The 17,990-nt window shown below is 68.8% G+C and carries 16 protein-coding genes; 5 read left to right on the top strand and 11 right to left on the bottom strand.

The annotated features are described in order from the left end of the window. Positions 1-21: 21 nt before the first annotated feature. Positions 22-1,287 (top strand): polyhydroxyalkanoate depolymerase, encoded by a 1,266-nt coding sequence (phaZ, locus tag SALMUC_RS18115; RefSeq protein ID WP_020039090.1) that lies wholly within the window; start codon positions 22-24, stop codon positions 1,285-1,287. A 44-nt stretch (positions 1,288-1,331) separates the two neighbouring features. Here the strand turns inward: phaZ and SALMUC_RS18110 are convergent, their stop codons facing one another. The 4 genes from SALMUC_RS18110 to SALMUC_RS18095 form a co-directional block, all read right to left on the bottom strand. Continuing rightward, complete coding sequence (locus tag SALMUC_RS18110; RefSeq protein ID WP_020039091.1) at positions 1,332-1,871, bottom strand: adenine phosphoribosyltransferase; 540 nt, start codon at positions 1,869-1,871, stop codon at positions 1,332-1,334. 11 nt (positions 1,872-1,882) lie between these two features. Further along, positions 1,883-2,506 carry a LysE family translocator gene (locus SALMUC_RS18105; RefSeq protein ID WP_020039092.1) on the bottom strand — a complete coding sequence of 208 codons (624 nt, stop codon included), beginning with the start codon at positions 2,504-2,506 and terminating at the stop codon, positions 1,883-1,885. An 82-nt stretch (positions 2,507-2,588) separates the two neighbouring features. Next, entirely contained in the window at positions 2,589-3,425 is an 837-nt protein-coding gene (locus tag SALMUC_RS18100; protein WP_020039093.1) for a M15 family metallopeptidase, read from the bottom strand. An 82-nt stretch (positions 3,426-3,507) separates the two neighbouring features. Further along, on the bottom strand, positions 3,508-4,380 hold the full coding sequence (locus SALMUC_RS18095; RefSeq protein WP_020039094.1) for an S-methyl-5'-thioadenosine phosphorylase: 873 nt from the start codon (positions 4,378-4,380) through the stop codon (positions 3,508-3,510). A 248-nt stretch (positions 4,381-4,628) separates the two neighbouring features. Between SALMUC_RS18095 and SALMUC_RS18090 the strand changes: the two genes are divergently transcribed. Beyond that, positions 4,629-6,257 carry a SulP family inorganic anion transporter gene (locus SALMUC_RS18090; protein ID WP_020039095.1) on the top strand — a complete coding sequence of 543 codons (1,629 nt, stop codon included), beginning with the start codon at positions 4,629-4,631 and terminating at the stop codon, positions 6,255-6,257. 181 nt (positions 6,258-6,438) lie between these two features. Here SALMUC_RS18090 and SALMUC_RS18085 read toward each other — a convergent pair whose 3' ends face one another. Then, the gene (locus tag SALMUC_RS18085; RefSeq protein ID WP_020039096.1) at positions 6,439-7,041 is read right to left on the bottom strand and encodes a flavin reductase family protein; all 603 of its coding nucleotides are present in this window, start codon (positions 7,039-7,041) and stop codon (positions 6,439-6,441) included. Between the two features lie 193 nt (positions 7,042-7,234). Here SALMUC_RS18085 and SALMUC_RS18080 point away from each other — a divergent pair, with 193 nt between their 5' ends. Next, positions 7,235-7,606, top strand: coding sequence for a GNAT family N-acetyltransferase (locus SALMUC_RS18080; RefSeq protein ID WP_342663044.1), 372 nt, complete (start codon positions 7,235-7,237; stop codon positions 7,604-7,606). Positions 7,607-7,657: 51 nt separating this feature from the next. Further along, positions 7,658-8,416, top strand: coding sequence for an EcsC family protein (locus SALMUC_RS18075; RefSeq protein WP_020039098.1), 759 nt, complete (start codon positions 7,658-7,660; stop codon positions 8,414-8,416). Between the two features lie 280 nt (positions 8,417-8,696). On the opposite strand, the gene ptsP is transcribed toward SALMUC_RS18075, so the two are convergent. Together ptsP and SALMUC_RS18065 are read right to left on the bottom strand one after the other, a co-directional pair. Next, complete coding sequence (ptsP, locus tag SALMUC_RS18070; protein ID WP_020039099.1) at positions 8,697-10,931, bottom strand: phosphoenolpyruvate--protein phosphotransferase; 2,235 nt, start codon at positions 10,929-10,931, stop codon at positions 8,697-8,699. A gap of 49 nt (positions 10,932-10,980) precedes the next feature. Then, on the bottom strand, positions 10,981-12,219 hold the full coding sequence (locus SALMUC_RS18065; protein ID WP_020039100.1) for an aspartate kinase: 1,239 nt from the start codon (positions 12,217-12,219) through the stop codon (positions 10,981-10,983). A 220-nt stretch (positions 12,220-12,439) separates the two neighbouring features. Between SALMUC_RS18065 and der the strand changes: the two genes are divergently transcribed. After that, the gene (gene der / locus SALMUC_RS18060) at positions 12,440-13,912 is read left to right on the top strand and encodes a ribosome biogenesis GTPase Der (protein WP_020039101.1); all 1,473 of its coding nucleotides are present in this window, start codon (positions 12,440-12,442) and stop codon (positions 13,910-13,912) included. Between the two features lie 192 nt (positions 13,913-14,104). Here der and SALMUC_RS18055 read toward each other — a convergent pair whose 3' ends face one another. The 4 genes from SALMUC_RS18055 to SALMUC_RS18040 form a co-directional block, all read right to left on the bottom strand. Beyond that, positions 14,105-15,070 carry a zinc-binding metallopeptidase family protein gene (locus SALMUC_RS18055; protein WP_037372258.1) on the bottom strand — a complete coding sequence of 322 codons (966 nt, stop codon included), beginning with the start codon at positions 15,068-15,070 and terminating at the stop codon, positions 14,105-14,107. A gap of 100 nt (positions 15,071-15,170) precedes the next feature. Continuing rightward, complete coding sequence (locus SALMUC_RS18050) at positions 15,171-15,872, bottom strand: hypothetical protein (protein WP_020039103.1); 702 nt, start codon at positions 15,870-15,872, stop codon at positions 15,171-15,173. Between the two features lies 1 nt (position 15,873). Further along, the gene (serS, locus tag SALMUC_RS18045) at positions 15,874-17,166 is read right to left on the bottom strand and encodes a serine--tRNA ligase (RefSeq protein WP_020039104.1); all 1,293 of its coding nucleotides are present in this window, start codon (positions 17,164-17,166) and stop codon (positions 15,874-15,876) included. Positions 17,167-17,238: 72 nt separating this feature from the next. Continuing rightward, entirely contained in the window at positions 17,239-17,907 is a 669-nt protein-coding gene (locus tag SALMUC_RS18040; protein WP_020039105.1) for a trypsin-like serine peptidase, read from the bottom strand. Between the last annotated feature and the right edge of the window lie 83 nt (positions 17,908-17,990).

Here is a 17,990-nt window from a genome sequence, read left to right as displayed (position 1 = left end):
TGTCACAAGGAGACCCGACCCATGCGCTACATGGCGACTTACGACCTGATGGAGACTTTCCGGAACACGAACCAGTGGCTCGGCTCGACCGCCAAGACGCTGGCGTCCTACCCGGCCTTCGCCGGCATTCCGAACCCGATGATCGGGATGATGGCGGCCTGGGGCGAGGTCATCGAACGCTCGTTCGAGCGCATGGTGGTCAAGCCCAGCTGGGGCATCCGCTCCATCACCTGCGAGGACGGCAAGGATCACCTCGTGAACATCCGCACGGTGGTGGAAAAGCCCTTCGGCGACCTGCTGCACTTCGACGTCGCCGGGCGCGAGGAAAAGCCGCGCAAGATCCTTCTGGTGGCGCCGATGTCGGGCCACTACGCGACGCTGCTGCGCTCGACCGTGCTGTCGCTGATCCCCGATGCCGAGGTCTATGTCACCGACTGGCACAACGCGCGGGACATTCCGATTTCGGCCGGCAAGTTCGATATCGAGGATTACACGCTCTACCTCATGGACTACATGCGCGCGCTCGGCCCCGACAGCCACGTGATCGCGGTCTGCCAGCCGGCGCCCCTGACGCTGGCGGCCACGGCCTATCTGGCAGAGCTCGATCCCGATGCGCAGCCGCGCACGCTGACCCTGATCGGCGGTCCGATCGACCCGAGCGCCACGCCCACCGACGTCACCGACTTCGGCCACCGCGTGACCATGGGCCAGCTCGAGGAGACCATGATCCAGCGCGTCGGGTTCAAGTACCCGGGCGTCGGCCGGATGGTCTATCCGGGCCTGCTGCAGCTCGCATCCTTCATGTCGATGAACGCCGAGCGCCACTCGAAGGCCTTCACCGACCAGATGTTCCGCGTCAGCCGCGGCGAGGCCTCGGACCACGACGCGCACAACCGTTTCTACGACGAGTATCTCGCGGTCATGGACATGACGGCCGAGTTCTACCTCTCGACAGTCGAACGCATCTTCAAGAACACCGAGATCGCCAAGAACGAGTTCGTCGTCGACGGCCACAAGGTCGATATCGGCAAGATCACCGATGTCGCCGTGAAGACGGTCGAGGGCGCGAACGACGACATCTCGGCGCCCGGGCAATGCGTGGCGGCTCTGGACCTGTGCACCGGGCTTCCGGATCGACTGAAGGCCAGCCACCTCGAGCCCGGCGCGGGCCACTATGGCATCTTCGCGGGCAAGAGCTGGCGCAACAACATCCGCCCGCTGGTGCTGGAGTTCATCGACATGAACTCTGACGCCTCGCGCCAGGCCGCGAACACGAACGCGGCCTGACCCTGGCCTCGCGCCGTCCGCCCGCGGGCGGACGGCCGCACGCGTCAGTCGCCAGCGTAGGCGCAGAGGGCGTGGACGTCCATGCCCAGCCCCTCGAGCCGCGCGCGGCCGCCCAGGTCGGGCAGGTCGACGAGGAACGCGCAACCGATGATCTCGCCGCCCAGGCGCTCCACCAGCTTGATGCCGGCCTCGGCCGTGCCGCCCGTGGCGAGCAGGTCGTCGACCAGCAGCACGCGCTCGCCCGGTGCGATGGCGTCGTCGTGGATCTCGACCACCGCTTCGCCGTATTCCAGCGTGTAGCTTTCCGCGATGGTGGCTGCGGGCAGCTTGCCCTTCTTGCGGATCGGCACGAAGCCCGCCGAAAGCTGGTGCGCCACGGCGCCGCCCAGGATGAAGCCGCGCGCCTCAAGCCCGACGACCTTGTCGAAGCGGGTGCCGGCGTAGGGATGCAGCAGCTGGTCCACCGCCATGCGGAAGCCCCTCGGCGAGGCGAAGAGCGTGGTCACGTCGCGAAAGACGATGCCTTCCTTGGGGAAGTCGACGATGGGGCGGATGTAATCCTGGATCTGGCGATTGTCGGGCATGGAACCTCTTTTCAGGTGGCGCGGCGAAGCGTTGCGGTGAGCACACCCATGCCGATCAGCGCGGCGCCGCCGGCGCGGGTCAACCAGGCGATCACCGAGGGCCGGCCGATGACCTGGCGCAGCCGGTCGGCCGCCAGTGCGTAGGCCAGCACGTTGAGCGCGGCGAGGGTGACGAAGGTGGCCGTCAGGATGGCGAACTGCGGCAGCAGCGGGAGCGCCGGATCGACGAACTGCGGCACGAAGGCGATGAAGAAGGCGATGCTTTTCGGGTTCAGAGCGGTCACCATGGCGGCATGGCCGAAGACGCCGCGGGCCGAGACCTCGGCCTGCGGCACGCGCAGGCCCTCGGCGGGCGCGGTGCGCAGCAGGCGCCAGCCCAGCCACACGAGGTAGACGGCGCCGACCCACTTCAGCGCGGTGAAGAGCGTGGCCGAGGCCATGACCAGCGCGCCGAGCCCCGCAAGCGAGGCTGTCATCGCGGCGAGATCCCCCAACGCCACGCCCGCGGCGGTGGCCAGCGCGACACTGCGCCCCTGCGAGAGCGCATAGGACAGCACCAGCAGCACGGTCGGCCCGGGCAGCAGCAGAAGCGCCGTCGCGGCGGCGACGAAGGCGAACCAGAGATCCAGCGGCATGACCAACTCCCCGAAGCGGACAAGGGCCGGGGAGGACCCCCGCGCCGCGCCACCCTAGGCCAGCGCGGCGCGGGGGAAAAGGTCAGTGACGGCGGGCCGCCTGGACGTGCATCCAGTCGCGGTTTTCCGTACGGCCGAGCGAGACCCAGCCCTCGGCTTCCCAGATGTTCCAGAAGGCCTCGTAGTCCGGCCGGGCAAAGCGCGCGCGGTCGGCGCCCCAGCGCAGCTTGTTGTTCTGGTCGTCGAAATCGTAGGCGATGCCCCAGGAGTGCATCGACCACTGGTGCGCGCTGCCGCGCTTCTTGCGCGGATTGTAGTCGCCGCTGAAGACGTTGATCGACAGCCGGTCGATCTCGGCCTCGCCGTAATGGCGGAAGATCTCCTTCAGCACCCGCGCGAGGCTGTCCGCCGTGCGTTCGTGCGCCCAGAGAAAGCTGCGCTTCTGTGCCAGGTTCCAGGCGATCTTGAAGGGATAGGGCGAGGTCACCTTGACCAGCTTCGGGGGCGGGCGGCTCCAGTCGGTGGCGCCGTGCGGCCCGTAGAAGGCGGTCACGCCGCCCTCGTCGGGCCAGCCGTTCGGGTTGGCTTCCGAGGGGGTGATGTCGCGGAAGGTCGGAACTGCGCCGGTCTCGAGAAGCTGCGCCAGCGCCCAGGCGGCGAACTCGGTCTGCGGGCCCCACCAGCCGTCGATGCGGCCGGCGTCGATCTCCTTCGACCAGCAGTAGTGCTGCAGGAAGCCGATGGTCTGGCGTTTCTCCGACCATTCGGGCCAGTCGGCGGGCACATCGGCGCCGAGGCCCGTCATCGCCAAGTGCACCGCGGCGTGGGTCTTGTCGCCGCGGATGCCGTCGATCTCGTCGGAGTAATGGCCAAGCTCGGCCAGGCGTCGCTGAATGATGCGAATCGTGTCGCGGTTCATGAAAATTCTCCGTGCTGAAATGCTCGTATTCCGAGCATAGCATGAAAGAACCTGAACCCATAACGCGAGCGGGCGCGGCCGCTCAGAGCACGCGGCCGGCCACCGCGTCGAGCTTGGAGACAAGAGCCGGGTCGCGGCTGTCGGGGCCGGTCAGGATCGCGTAGTCCAGCGCGCGGTCGCAGCCGTGCGGGCAGGGCGCACGCTCGGCGCCCAGCAGGGCGGGCAGGCCCGAGACCAGCGCGCGGGCCTTGTCGGCGTTGCCTTTCAGCACGCGCACGATGTCGGTGATGTCGACCTCGCCATGGTGGGGATGCCAGCTGTCGTAGTCCGTCACCATGGCGACGGAGGCGTAGCAGAGCTCGGCCTCGCGGGCGAGCTTGGCCTCGGGCATGTTGGTCATGCCGATGACGTCCGCGCCCCAGGCGTCGCGATACATCTTGGATTCCGCCAGCGTCGAGAACTGCGGCCCCTCCATCGCGAGGTAGGTGCCGGCCTCGTGCACGCTGACGCCTGCCTCGCGCGCGGCCGCGAGGCAGGCGGCGCCGAGGCGCGGGCAGGTGGGATGCGCGACCGAGACATGCGCCACGCAACCCTGCCCGAAAAAAGACTTTTCCCGCGCGAAAGTGCGATCGATGAACTGGTTCACGACGACGAAGTCGCCCGGCGCCATCTCCTCGCGGAAGGACCCGCAGGCCGAGACCGAGACCACGTCGGTCACGCCCAGTCGCTTCAGCGCGTCGATATTGGCGCGGTAGGGCACCGAGGACGGGGCGTGCACGTGGCCGCGTCCGTGCCGCGGCAGGAAGGCCATGGCCACGCCGCCGAGCGTGCCGGTCAGGATCCTGTCCGAGGGCGCGCCCCAGGGCGTCTCGACCGCGACCCATTCGCGGTCTTCCAGTGCCTCCAGGTCGTAGACCCCCGATCCGCCGATCACCCCGATCATCGTTGCCGCCATGCCCTTTGTCTCCTGTCGCCTTGCCTGCGCGCAGACTGCATCGCGCGGGCGGGGAAGGAAAGGCCGGCCCCGATGGCCGGCACCGGGATCGCGCGGGGTGGCGCGCCATGTGCGCAGCGCTTTGGCGCCGGTCGCTGCTGTGGCCCCGGATCACGCCTCGGCGGCGCGGATTTGCGCTAACGGGTGGCCTTTCGCGCTGCATTGCAGTATCCGCGGCCCCGCACCCAGGAAAGAATAGGACCCTCCCGATGGCCAAGCCGCTGCTCGCCCGCTACGCCAACCGTATCACGATGCCCGACCTCAGTGTCGCGCCCACCACCCGGCTCACGCCCGGGCAGGTCAAGACCGATGTGCTGTCGGGTCTGACCGTCGCGCTGGCGCTGGTGCCCGAGGCGGTGGCCTTTGCCTTCGTCGCGGGCGTGCACCCGCTGGTCGGTCTCTACGCGGCCTTCCTGGTGGGCCTTATCACCTCGGTCCTGGGGGGGCGGCCCGGCATGATCTCGGGCGCGACGGGGGCGCTCGCGGTGGTCATGGTGGCGCTGGTGGCCGAGCACGGGGTGGAGTACCTCTTCGCGACGGTGGTGCTCATGGGCATCCTGCAGATGATCGCGGGGGCGCTGCACTGGGGCAAGTTCATAAGGTTGGTGCCGCACCCGGTGATGCTGGGCTTCGTGAACGGCCTCGCCATCGTGATCTTCATGGCGCAGCTCACGCAGTTCAAGGTGCCGGGCACGGCCGAGGTCTCGGCTCACGGTGCTGGCGGCGGTGAATGGCTCTCGGGCATGCCGCTCTACCTGATGCTGGGGCTCGTGGCGCTGACCATGGCGGTGATCTGGCTGCTGCCGAAGGTCACCAAGATCGTGCCGGCGCCGCTGGCCGGGATCGCGGTGACCGCGGCCCTCGTCATCGTCTTCGGGCTCGACACGCCGCGCGTGGGCGATCTGTCCTCCATCCAGGGCGGCTTCCCGGCCTTCCACGTGCCGATGGTGCCGCTCAACCTCGAAACGCTGGAAATCATCCTGCCCTACGCGGTGATCCTCGCCGCCATCGGCCTGATCGAGAGCCTGCTGACACTGAACCTCGTCGGCGAGATGACCGGCCAGCGTGGCGGCGCGAGCCAGGAATGCATCGCGCAGGGCGTGGCCAATACCGTCACCGGCTTCTTCGGCGGCATGGGGGGCTGCGCGATGATCGGCCAGTCGATGATCAACGTGAATTCCGGCGGCCGCACCCGGATCGCGGGCATCGCGGCGGCGCTCTTCCTGCTGTGCTTCATCCTCTTCGCCTCGCCGCTGATCGAACTCATTCCGCTCGCCGCGCTGGTGGGCGTGATGTTCATGGTGGTGATCGGCACCTTCGCCTGGAACTCGCTGCGGATCCTGTTCCGCGTGCCGCTGACGGATGCCTTCGTCATCGTGCTGGTGACCGTCGTCACGGTGCTCGAGGACCTTGCCGTGGCGGTCGTCGTGGGCGTGATTGTCTCGGCGCTGGCCTACGCCTGGAACAACGCGCGGCGCATCCACGCGCGCACCTACCGCACGCCCGAGGGCGCGAAGGTCTACCAGGTGCAGGGGCCGCTTTTCTTCGGCTCGTCGGACGGGTTCGTCGAGCTGTTCCAGATCGAGGACGATCCGCAGACGGTGATCGTGGACTTCGAGGGCAGCCGCGTGGTCGACCAGTCCGCGCTGCAGGCGATCGAGGCCGTGGCCGCGAAATACGAAGCCGCCGGCAAGCGCATCCAGCTGCGGCACCTGTCGCGCGATTGCCACCGGCTGCTGACCAAGGCCGGGCACCTGATGGTCGATTCCGAGGACGACCCGGAATACGCGCTGGCCGTGGACTACCACGTGCGCACGGGCATCATCGGCGGCCACTGAGCCGGTTTGCGGCGCGGGCCTGCGCCCGCGTCGGCCGGAGGCCGCGCGCTGCGGCGCTCGGGCGGGGGCTCTGCCCCCACGGCCTGCGGCCTCCCCCGGCGTATTTGCGGAAAGATGAAAGGTCTGGGCCGGCGCTTCGAGCGCCGGGCTGGCGGCGGCTATGGTTTCGGCGCGCCCCGCGTCACTCGCCCGGGCGCTTGAGGCTGAACTTTTCCCGCACCACCGTGTAGTCGCGGTAGCCCATGCGAGAGAGCGGGTTGTAGGCCAGGACGTCGAAGATGCCGTCCTTGAGGCAGTCGTCGCGCATGTGCACGCCCGTCACCTCGCCGAAGGTGGCGAAGTTGGCCTTTCCCGGCAGGCGGACGATCTGCGTGACCTTGCACTCGAGGTTGGCGGGCGCATTGGCGACGCGGGGGCAGTCGATCGTCTCGCACTCGGCCTTTTCGATGCCCGCGAGCTCGAATTCGTCGGTGCCCGCTTCCCAGGGGCCGGAGGTCGCGTTCATCGCGTCGCGCATGGCGTATTCGACGATGTTGACGCAGAAGACGCCGCCTTCGCGCAGCTGTGCCACGCTGTCCTTGGTGTCGCCGCGATCCTCCTTGGCCGAGGTCGAGGCGAACATCACCTGCGGCGGCACGTAGGCCACCGCATTGAAGAAGGAGTAGGGCGCGAGGTTGTCGCCCAGCGTTCCCCGGGTCGAGATCCAGCCGATGGGCCGGGGCGTAACGATGGCGTTGAAAGGGTTGTGCGGCAGGCCGTGGCCGTCTTCGGGGCGGTAGAACATGTCCGTCCTTGGGCTGTTTGCGCGGTCTATACCGAAGTGATAGGCGGGTTCGGACCGGAATGCACGGGGGGTCGGTGCGCTGTTCACGCTGTCTCAGGAAAGGCCGGGCGACTGGTGGGAGATCGAGGCGCTTTTCGACCTGAGCTTCGCGCCGGGGCGCACGGCACTGTCGTCCTACCGCCTGCGCGAGGAGGTGCCGCCCGTGGCCGAGCTCTGCCGCGTCGCGCGCGACGAGCAGGGCATCCTGGGCGGTGCGATCCGCTACTGGCCGGTGCGCATCGGGCGCGCGCAAGCGCTCTTGCTGGGGCCGGTGGCGGTCCACCCGACGGCGCAGGGCGAGGGACTGGGTGCCGCGCTCATCCGCGACACCGTCGAACGCGCACGGGCGCTGGAGTGGTCGCGCATCCTGCTGGTGGGGGACGAGCCCTATTACCGTCGCTTCGGTTTCGCCCGGCTCGAAGGGGTCGAGATGCCGCCGCCCACCAACCCCGAGCGCGTGCTGGGGCTCGAGCTGGTGCCGGGCGCATGGAGTGGCGTGACCGGTCCGGTGACACGGGGCGCTTGAATTCCCGTCGCGGGTGACGATCTTTTGAGCATGAGCCAAGGAGCGCCCCGCATGACCGGATCCCAGTCCGTCGCCGTGACCAAGCCTTTCGACGAGCATATCACCGCGTTGGCGCGGCAGCACCGCGCGGCGGGCGGCGTGGGTCTGCAGGTGCTCAACATCGTGGGGGGGCAGGCGGAGAACCTGCTTGAACGACTGCCGGACCGGGTGAAGGACCAGCTCGAGCAGGCGACCGAGCGCGCGCTGCGGCTCGCGATGCAGGCGGCCGCCGGCTCGCGCGGGGTGGTGCCCGACCAGAAGGGCTGGTTCAACACGACTCTGACCACGGCGATGGGGGCCGCGGGTGGGGCCGGCGGATTGCCGACGGCACTGGCCGAGCTGCCGCTGACGACGACATGGCTGCTGCGCGCGATCCAGGGCATCGCGGCGGAACACGGCTTTGATCCGAACGACCCCGAGGTGCGCAAGGAATGCCTCCTGGTCTTCGGCGCGGCGGGTCCGCTCGAGGCGGACGATGGTGCCGACATGGCCTTTTTCTCGGCACGGCTGACGCTGACAGGGGCGACGGTGCACGGGCTGATCTCCCGCGTGGCGCCGCGGCTGGCGACCGTGCTGGGGCAGAAGCTGGCGGCGCAGACCGTGCCGGTGATCGGGGCGGCGGCCGGCGCGGCGACGAACTATGCCTATACCAGTTACTACCAGCAGATGGCGCATGTGCACTTCGGGCTGCGCCGGCTCGAGATCGACAGCGGGCGACCGCGCGAAGAGCTGGTCGAGGCGCTGCGCCATGAAATCCGGCGCCTTGGTTAACCTCGCATCAAGAGTTCTGGCCTAAGAGGGGTTCGTGTCCTGGCAAAAAAGCCGGGCCACATCGGTCCGTCCCGGCCATGCACGGGGGCCTCGTGCCTCACCGGTCACCGGGGACATCGGACAACAGCCCGGACAGAAGGTCCGGGTAGTGCCACGATCCAGAAGGGACGGCGGCGCGAGAACAGACAACTGCGCCCGGTCGCGGAGGGGATTCGTCCCGGCCGGGCGATTTGCTGCACAAGTCAGCCGGTCTTGCCTTGCAGGCCTCGGGCGATCGAGGTCAGCCCTGGTCCCGGAGGAACGCCATGACGGCGGGGCGCACCGACTGCTCGCCGCGTTCGCGGGCGTCGTGGATGACCTCGCGCAGGGCCGCGAGGTCGGTTCGCATGATCAGGCTCTTGACCGGCCCGATGGAAGCCGGGCGCATCGACAGGCTCTTCAGCCCGATCGCGGCAAGGCAGACCGCCTCGACGGGTCGGCCCGCGTCCTCGCCGCAGAAGCTGAGCGGCGTTTCGGTGTCGGTGCAGCGCTCGACGATCTGCTCGAGGAAGGTCAGGAAGCTGACGTTCAGCGTATCGTAGCGGCGGCGCACCAGTTCGTTCTCGCGGTCGGCGGCGAAGAAGAACTGCTTGAGGTCGTTGCCCCCGATCGAGACGAAATCCACGGTTTCGAAGAACTTGCGCGGCGCATAGGCGAGGCTGGGTGTCTCCAGCATGGTGCCCACGGTGATGGAATCCGGGACCGCGTGACCCAGCTTGCGCTCGACCGCGACGGTCTTGTCGACCTCGGCACGCGCGGCGCGGAACTCTTCGAACTGCGCCACGAAGGGGAACATGATGCTGAGCGGCCGGCCGGCGGAGGCCCGCAGCAAGGCCTGAAGCTGCATCCGCATGATGCCCGGCTTGTCGAGGCCCACGCGGATCGCCCGCCAGCCGAGCGCCGGGTTGGGCTCGTCGGTGGGCTTCATGTAGGGCAGCACCTTGTCCGAGCCGATGTCGAGCGTCCGGAAGACCACCGGCTTGCCGCCAGCGGCCTCCATCACCCGCTCGTAGACCTGCACCAGCTCGGTCCGGCGGGGCATCTTGTTGCGGATCAGGAACTGCAGCTCGGTGCGGAAGAGGCCCACGCCCTCGGCGCCCGAGGAGGGCAGCGAGGGCAGGTCCGCCAGGAGACCCGCGTTCATGTAGAGCCCGATGCGCTTGCCACAGAGCGAGACCGCCGGCGTCTTGCGGATCGAGGCGTAGCGTTCCTGCGCGTGGGCCTGCATGGCCATCTTGTCGCGGAACGCGCTGACCACGGTGTCGTCCGGGCGCAGGTGCACGAGGCCCTGGTCGCCGTCGACCATGATGTGATCGCCGTTGAGCGCCTCGGTGGTGATACGTCCCGCGTTGACGATCAGCGGAATCGCGAGGGCGCGGGCCACTATGGCGGCGTGGCTGCCGACGGAGCCTTCCTCGAGCACGATGCCCTTGAGGCGGCGGTTGTAGTCGAGCAATTCCCCGGGGCCGATGTTGCGCGCCACGAGGATCGGGTCCTCGGGCATTTCGGCGCCGGTCTCGCGGCCCTGGCCGGTCAGGATGCGCAGCAGGCGGTTCGACAGGTCGTCGAGGTCGTGCAGGCGTTCGCGCAGGTAGGAGTCGGTGACCTGTCCCATGCGCGCGCGGGCCTGGCTCTGCTCCTTCTCGACGGCCGCCTCGGCCGAGAGGCCCCGGTCGATGTCCTCCTCCATGCGCTTGCGCCAACCCTTGGAGTTGGCGAACATCCGGTAGGCCTCGAGCACCTCGAGCTGTTCGCCGCTGGCGCCGGCGAGCATCTCGTCGACGCTGACGCGCAACCGTTCGACCGCCTTCTTCAGGCGCTGACGCTCGGTGGCGGGATCGTCGGCGACGAAGTTCGTGACGACCACGCGCGGTTCGTGGAGCCAGACGCGCCCCTCGGCGCTGCCTTCCTGCCCGATGCCGCCGCGAATCATTGCCGGTGCGGTGTGGCGCGCCGAAAGCGCCGCGCCCTCGCCGACGAAGGCGCCAAGCTCGGTCATCTCGGCCAGCACCATCGCCACCACTTCGAGCGCGTAGATCTCGTCGGCGGTGAACTCACGTTTGTCGCGGGTCTGCACGACCAGAACGCCCAGCTTTTCGCCCAGCCGCTGGATCGGCACGCCGAGGAAGCTGGAGAACAGTTCCTCGCCGGTCTCGGGCATGTAGCGGAAGCCGCGCTCGGAGGGGGCGTCGGCGGCGTTGACCATCTTGCCGGTGCGCGCGACGCGGCCCACGAGGCCTTCGCCCAGGCGCATGCGGGTCTCGTGCACGGCCTCCTGCTTGAGGCCGAAGGTGGCGCAGAGCTCGAGCGTGTCCTCGTCGCGGAAAAGGTAGATGGAGCAGACCTCGCTGCCCATGGAATCCGCGGTCAGATGGGTGATCTTGTCCAGCCGCGCCTGGCCTGCCGCGTCCTCGGCCATGAGGTCGCGCAGCCGGCCCAGCAGCTTGCGGCTTTCGCTCTCGGTGCCGTCTGGCATTGAGAAATTCCCGTTCCCTGCCCGTGAATTGGGCCGGCCCGGTGGTGGGTCAGGCCGCCTTCTCCAGTTCGAAGGCATCATGCAGTGCCTGAACCGCGAGTTCCATGTATTTCCGGTCGATCAGAACCGAAATCTTGATCTCGGAAGTTGTAATGACCTTGATGTTGATCCCCTCGTCCGAGAGCACCTTGAACATCTTCGCGGCGACCCCGGTGTGCGAGCGCATGCCGATCCCCACCACCGAGACCTTGGCCACGTCGGTGTCGGCGATCAGGTCGTGGTAGTTGATCGAGCCGCTGTCCTTGGCCTTGGTCAGGGCCTCCTCGGCGCGCTTCACCTGGTTGGTGGGGCAGGAGAAGGTCATGTCCGTGCGGCCCTCGTCCGAGACGTTCTGCACGATCATGTCGACGTTGACGCCCGCCTCGCTGAGCGGGGTGAAGATCGCCGCGGCGATGCCGGGGCGGTCGGCGACCGAGACCAGCGTCATCTTCGCCTCGTCGCGGGAATGGGCGACGCCCGAGACCACGTTCAGTTCCATGATGTCCTCCTCGTCGCAGACCAGCGTTCCGGCCTCGTCCGACTGTTCCCCGAAGCTCGAGAGCACCCGCAGCTTCACGTTGTAGCGCATGGCCAGTTCCACCGACCGGGTCTGAAGCACCTTGGCGCCGAGGCTCGCGAGCTCCAGCATCTCCTCGAAGGCGATGCGGTCGAGTTTGCGGGCCTTCTCGCAGATGCGCGGATCGGTGGTGTAGACGCCGTCGACGTCGGTGTAGATGTCGCAGCGTTCGGCGTCGAAGGCGGCCGCGAAGGCGACAGCCGTGGTGTCGCTGCCGCCTCGGCCCAGCGTGGTGATCCGGCCTTCGAGGCTGACGCCCTGGAAGCCCGCCACGACGGCCACCTTCATGCCCTCGCCGAACTTGCGGGTGATGTTCTCGCTGGGGATGTCGACGATGCGCGCGGCGCTGTGGGCGCTGGTGGTCTGGACCGGCACCTGCCAGCCCTGCCAGCTGCGCGCCGGCACGTCCATTTCCTGCAGGGTGAGCGCCATGAGGCCCGCGGTCACGTTCTCGCCCGAGCTCACGACGGCGTCGTATTCGCGCGCGTCGAAGAGCGGCGAGGTTTCCTCGACGTGGCCCACCAGCTTGTTGGTCTCGCCGGCCATCGCGCTGACGATGACGATGACGTCGTAGCCCTTGGCGACCTCGACGCCGACGCGCTTGGCAGCACGGCGGATGCGGTCGAGCGTGGCGACGGAGGTGCCGCCGAATTTCATGACGAGAACGGGCATTCGGGGCCCCCGGAGGAATAGTTCAATCGGCTGCGGTTTACGCGGCGGTTGTGACGCGTGCAAGAGGGCAGGGGCCGCTCGACCGGCCGGACCGCGCCGGCTGCCCATGCGCGCGGCACTCCGCCCTGGGCTGGCCACGCCGTATTGCGCCCGCCGCGGCCCCTTTCGCGGCCTGCCGAAATGCTGTATCGCGGCACATCGTGACGCCGGAGCGCAGACAATGACCTTTTCCCTTGCCATTGTGGGCCGCCCGAACGTGGGCAAGTCCACGCTGTTCAACCGACTTGTCGGCAAGCGCCTGGCGCTGGTCGACGACCAGCCCGGTGTGACCCGCGACCTGCGCGAGGGCGAGGCGAAGCTGGGCGACCTGCGCTTCACCGTGATCGACACGGCGGGGCTCGAGGACGCCAACGACGACAGCCTGCAGGGCCGGATGCGCCGCCTGACCGAGCGCGCGGTGGACATGGCGGACGTCTGTCTCTTCATGATCGACGCGCGCACCGGCGTGACACCGACCGACGAGCTCTTTGCCGACATCCTGCGCAAGCGGGCCGATCACGTGATCCTGGTGGCGAACAAGGCCGAGGGCTCGGCCGCCGACGCCGGCGTGCTCGAGGCCTATGCGCTGGGCCTGGGCGAGCCGCTTCGGTTTTCCGCCGAGCACGGCGAGGGCATTCCGGATCTCTACGGCACGCTTCAGCCGCTCGCCGACAGCTACGCCGAGCGCGCCGCACAGGAGGCGCCCGAGACCGACGTGACGCTGCCCGACGATGAGGACGTCGACGGCGAGACCGTGCCCGACGGCCCGCCGCAGCCCACGGAGGAGCGGCCGCTGCAGATCGCCGTGGTGGGCCGGCCCAACGCGGGCAAGTCGACGCTGGTCAACAAGATCCTGGGCCACGACCGGCTGCTGACCGGCCCCGAGGCCGGCATCACCCGCGATGCGATCTCGGTGCGCGCCGAGTGGGGCGGGGTGCCGATGCGGATCTTCGACACCGCCGGCATGCGCAAGAAGGCCAAGGTGCAGGACAAGGTCGAGAAGCTTTCGGTCTCGGACGGGTTGCGCGCGGTGAAGTTCGCCGAGGTGGTCGTGGTCCTGCTGGATGCGGCGATCCCCTTCGAGCAGCAGGATCTGCGCATTGCCGACCTGGCCGAGCGCGAGGGGCGCGCGGTGGTCGTGGCGGTGAACAAGTGGGACATCGAGGACAGCAAGCAGGAAAAGCTGCGCGATCTGAAGGAGGCCTTCGACCGCCTGCTGCCGCAGCTGCGCGGGGCACCGCTGGTGACCATCTCGGCACGCACCGGACGCGGGCTCGACCGGCTGCAGGACGCCGTGATGAAGGCCTGGGACGTCTGGAACCGGCGCGTCTCCACCGGTCAGCTCAATCGCTGGCTCGAGGGCATGGTGGCGAGCCACCCGCCGCCCGCGCCGCAGGGACGCCGGATCAAGCTGCGCTACATGACGCAGGCCAAGACGCGGCCGCCGGGCTTCGTTGTGATGTGCTCGCACCCCGACAAGATGCCCGACAGCTACACGCGCTATCTGGTGAACGGTCTGCGCGAGGCCTTCGACATGCCCGGCACGCCGATCCGGCTGTGGATGCGCGGGCAGGGCGAGCGGAATCCCTACAAGGGTCGGCGCGAAAAGAACGCGGGCGCACTGAAGAAACACCTCAAGAAAAAGGGCGGCTGACCGCCTGCGGTCCGGGCGTGCAGGATCTTCCGTCAAAAGATCCTTGGGCCCGGGCGCTCAGGTGGCCATGCTCCGAGAGTGGTGCCGGGAAGGCTTCTCGGCGAAAAATCCTGTCGCGCGGAATCTAGTTGGCGTGGGCTCAGCCTCGCCCTGCGTATTTGGAACAAGAAGAAGGTGCGGGCGCCGTGAGACTCAGGAGCGTCCGTCGCGCCTGAGCCATTCGTGCGCGAAGGCGAGCTTTTTGCGGACGCCCTGCGTCAGGACGAATGGGTAGAGATCGGGCAGGTCCATCGCGCGGTTCACGTGGTTCATGGCGATCGAGAGGTCGATGGCGAGCGCGATCTGCCGCTCGGTGTCCTGCTCGGCGTAGGCATCGTAGCCGTGCGGGGGGCCGTCGGGCAGCGCCAGATCGGCCGCCGCGGCGCTGTCGAGCAGGTCGACCAGGTGCAGCAGGTGGGCGATGGTCTCGGCCCAGTCCTCGTGCGGATGCGCCGTGGCGTAGCTGGTGATGTGCCAGTCGTCCGCGGGTTTCGGGTTCGCGTAGTGGGCCTGCAGGGCCGCGCCATAGTCCTCGCGTTCATCGCCGAAGAGGGCGCGGAAGGCCTCGGCGAAGCCGTGCTGTTCGAGCAGGCGCAGCTGGAGGAAGTGCGCGACCTCGTGGCGCATGTGACCCAGCATGGTGCGGTAGAGCTCGCCGAACTGTTCCTGCCGCTCGGCGAGGACGGCGTCGCTCGCCTCGGTGACGTTGATGGTGATGAGCCCGTTGGCGTGGCCCATGATGACCTCGTCCTGCCCGACGGCGGTGTTTTCCGACAGCATGCGGAAGACCGGCCGCGCGCCGGTGTCGGCGGGGGTGAACCAGCCCCAGCGGGCGAGGTTTGCGAGCATCCAGCGCTTGGCGCGTTCCGAGGTTTCCCAGAGTGGAAGGTTGTCCGGCTCGCGCAGGTCGGGCAGCGTCTCGGTCATCGCGCAGGCGCGGCAGAGCCCGTCTGTTTCGGCGACCCAGTTGCAGCCGATGTCGCCGCGGTTGGCGCAGAGCGCGCCGGCGAGCTGCATCGACTGGGCGTCGGGGTCGAAGCTCACCTGCTGGCCGCAGGTGCAGCCGGTGTTGTGGAAGTATAGTGGCGCCCCGCAATTGGGGCAGGAAAAGATCTGCATGTCGTCGGCACTCCAGAAGCCCTTGCGGGTGACGGCCTGTAACACGCGCGGGCCGTCCGGGGTTCCGCGTTTTTCCCGCCGCGAGGCAGGCGCCGTCGGGTCACTCGGTGTCGGTGCCGCGCAGGGCGAGGATGGCGAAGATCCCGATCAGGGCAAGGCCGGCGACGGCGATGTTGAGCGGCTGCGAATTGGCCACGATGATACCGACGAGCGCCCAGATCACGGTGATTCCGTAAAGCGGGGCGCGGTGCAGCCGGTATTGCACGACCAGCGCGATGATCAGTGCGAGGGCCAGGGCGACCAGCGCGGCGGGGGTCTCGGGCAGCAGCCCGTAGCCGCCCAGCAGCAGCCCGACCGAGACGTTGGCCGCCGCGGTCAGCCAGCCCGCGAAGATCGCCACGGGCGAGAGCTGCCACCAGCGGTCCATGTCGCCCGCGAGGAACATCGCCTTGAGCGTGGCGCCCAGCATCACCCAGATCATCACCGTCGCCGCGATGGGCGATAGGTTGGCGACCGGCAGCCAGGCCGCGCCCACGGCCAGCGCCAGCAGGAGCCAGGGACGCTGCGGCTGCCAGTCCGGCTCGTCGAGCCGCGCAAAGACGCCAAAGCCGGTTGCCGCCACCAGCCAGGCGTAGATCAGCCCCCAGATGGCGAAGGCGTAGCCCGCCGGCTGCACCGGCGGGTCCTCCTGCGGCACCGGGAAGGCCTGCGGGTCGAAGCCGTTGAAGCCCTGCGTGAGGAAGGGGGCAGCGGCGAAGGCGAGCGCCGCCAGGAAGGTCAGGATCGCCACGAGCCGCTGCATGTCAGACCAGTACCCCGTCCGCCGTGAGCCTTGTCTTGCCGCCGAGCCAGGGGTGCAGCGCCTCGGGCAGGTCGACCGAGCCGTCGGCCTGCTGCCCGTTCTCGAGCACCGCGATCAGGCAGCGTCCCACCGCGAGGCCGGAACCGTTGAGGGTGTGCAGGAACTCCGGCTTGCCGCCGCTCTCCGGCTTGAAGCGGGCGTTCATGCGCCGCGCCTGGAAGTCGCCGCAGACCGAGACCGAGCTGATCTCGCGATAGGTGTCCTGCCCGGGCAGCCAGACCTCGATGTCGTGGGTGCGCCGCGCGCCGAAGCCCATGTCGCCGGTGCAGAGCACCACCGTCCGGTAGGGCAGGCCGAGCCGCTCGAGGATGCCCTCCGCACAGCCGGTCATGCGGTCGAGCTCGTCGCGGGAGCGGTCGGGGTGGGTGACCGAGACCATCTCGACCTTCTCGAACTGGTGCTGCCGCAGCATCCCCGAGGTATCGCGCCCGGCGCTGCCCGCCTCCGAGCGGAAGCACTGGGTGTGCGCGACGTAGCGGCGGGGCAGGTAGCTCTCGTCGACCGTGAGGCCGTTGACGATGTTGGTCAGCGTCACCTCGGCGGTGGGGACCAGCCACCACCCCTCGCGGGTCTGGTAGCTGTCCTCGCCGAACTTGGGCAGCTGGCCGGTGCCGTACATCATCTCTTCGCGCACCAGCACCGGGGTCCAGGTCTCGGTGAGGCCGTTCTCGGTGGTGTGGGTGTCGAGCATGAACTGTGCAAGCGCCCGGTGCAGCCGTGCAATCGCGCCCGAGAGCACGACGAAGCGCGATCCCGACAGCTTGGCGGCCGTCTCGAAATCCATGCCGTCCTGCACGCCCGGCAGGTCGTAATGTTCCTTCGGTGCGAAATCGAAGGCGCGGGGCTCGCCCCAGCGCTTGATCTCGACGTTGTCGCCCTCGTCGGCGCCCTCGGGGGTGTCGTCGTAGGGCAGGTTCGGAAGGCCCATCAGGAACTCGGTCAGCTGGGCGTCGAGCTCCTTGGCCCGCGCCTGCATCTCGGCGACCTCGGTCTTCTTGTCGCCGACCAGCTTGCGCAGGCGCTCGAACTCGGCCTCGTCGCCGCTGGCCTTGGCCTTGCCCACCTCCTTGGCGGCGGCCTTCTGGTCGGCCTGCGCGGTCTCGGCAGCGTGGATGGCGGCGCGGCGCGCCTCGTCGAGCTTCAGGACCTCGGGCGACTGCGGCTCCATCCCGCGGCGAGACAGCGCCGCGTCGAAGGCGGCGGGATTGTCGCGTATGGCGCGGATGTCATGCATCGCTGTGGTCCTTCTCGTCGTGCGATTCGACGCGGTTATGCCCGTTTTCGAGTTGGGAGTGTAGGGGTTGGACTAATCCAGCCATTGCCGCACCCAGTCGTCAACCGGCACTGCCAGCGCGCCGCCCCGCGCCGCGGCCGAGATCACTGCCGTGATGCTCCAGGCATCACCGTCGCGCGACAGCACCGGCCCGCCCGAGTTTCCAGGGCGCACGGGGCAATCGAGGCGCAGCATGGCGTGGTCCTGAAGGCCCGCGCAGTCGAAGCGGGCGCTCAGCATGTGAGGGCGGTGATCGTGGTAGCCAACGACGGCATAGGGCGGCGCGGCACGTGCGACCAGAGGCAGCGGCGCGATCTCCATCGGGTCGGCCAGGGTCAGCAGCGCGAGGTCGTGCTCGATGTCGAGATGGACGCGCGCATAGGCCTCCGGGTGGACCCGGTAGGCGGTAACGGCGCTTTCGGCGGCATAGTCGCCGCCCAGCCACCCCGCGACGAAGTGCAGGTCTTCGGTGCGTGCCGGGTTGCCGTCGGGCCCCGCGATGCAATGCGCGGCGGTCAGCACGAGATCCGGCGCGACCAGCGCGCCCGAGCACATGCCGCGGCGGTTGTAGCCTCGCGTATTGACGCGGCCGACGGCGGTCCAGTCCGCGTGATCGGCGCGGGGCAGGGCCGGAAGCTCCTGCGCGCCCGCCGGGGCCGTGAGCGCTGCAACAAGTCCAAGATGGCCGAAGGTGCGCATCATGCCGCCGTTCCTATGTTTGCCTGATCGCCGGCGCGATCCGCGCGCCGACCGTCACGGACATAGCCTGCCGGGGGGGCGCGGGG

The sequence above is a fragment of the Salipiger mucosus DSM 16094 genome (assembly GCF_000442255.1).
Classification (GTDB): domain Bacteria; phylum Pseudomonadota; class Alphaproteobacteria; order Rhodobacterales; family Rhodobacteraceae; genus Salipiger; species Salipiger mucosus.
The sequence above is the reverse complement of the archived record's forward strand: the minus strand, read 5'-3'. Positions and strand labels throughout refer to the sequence as shown.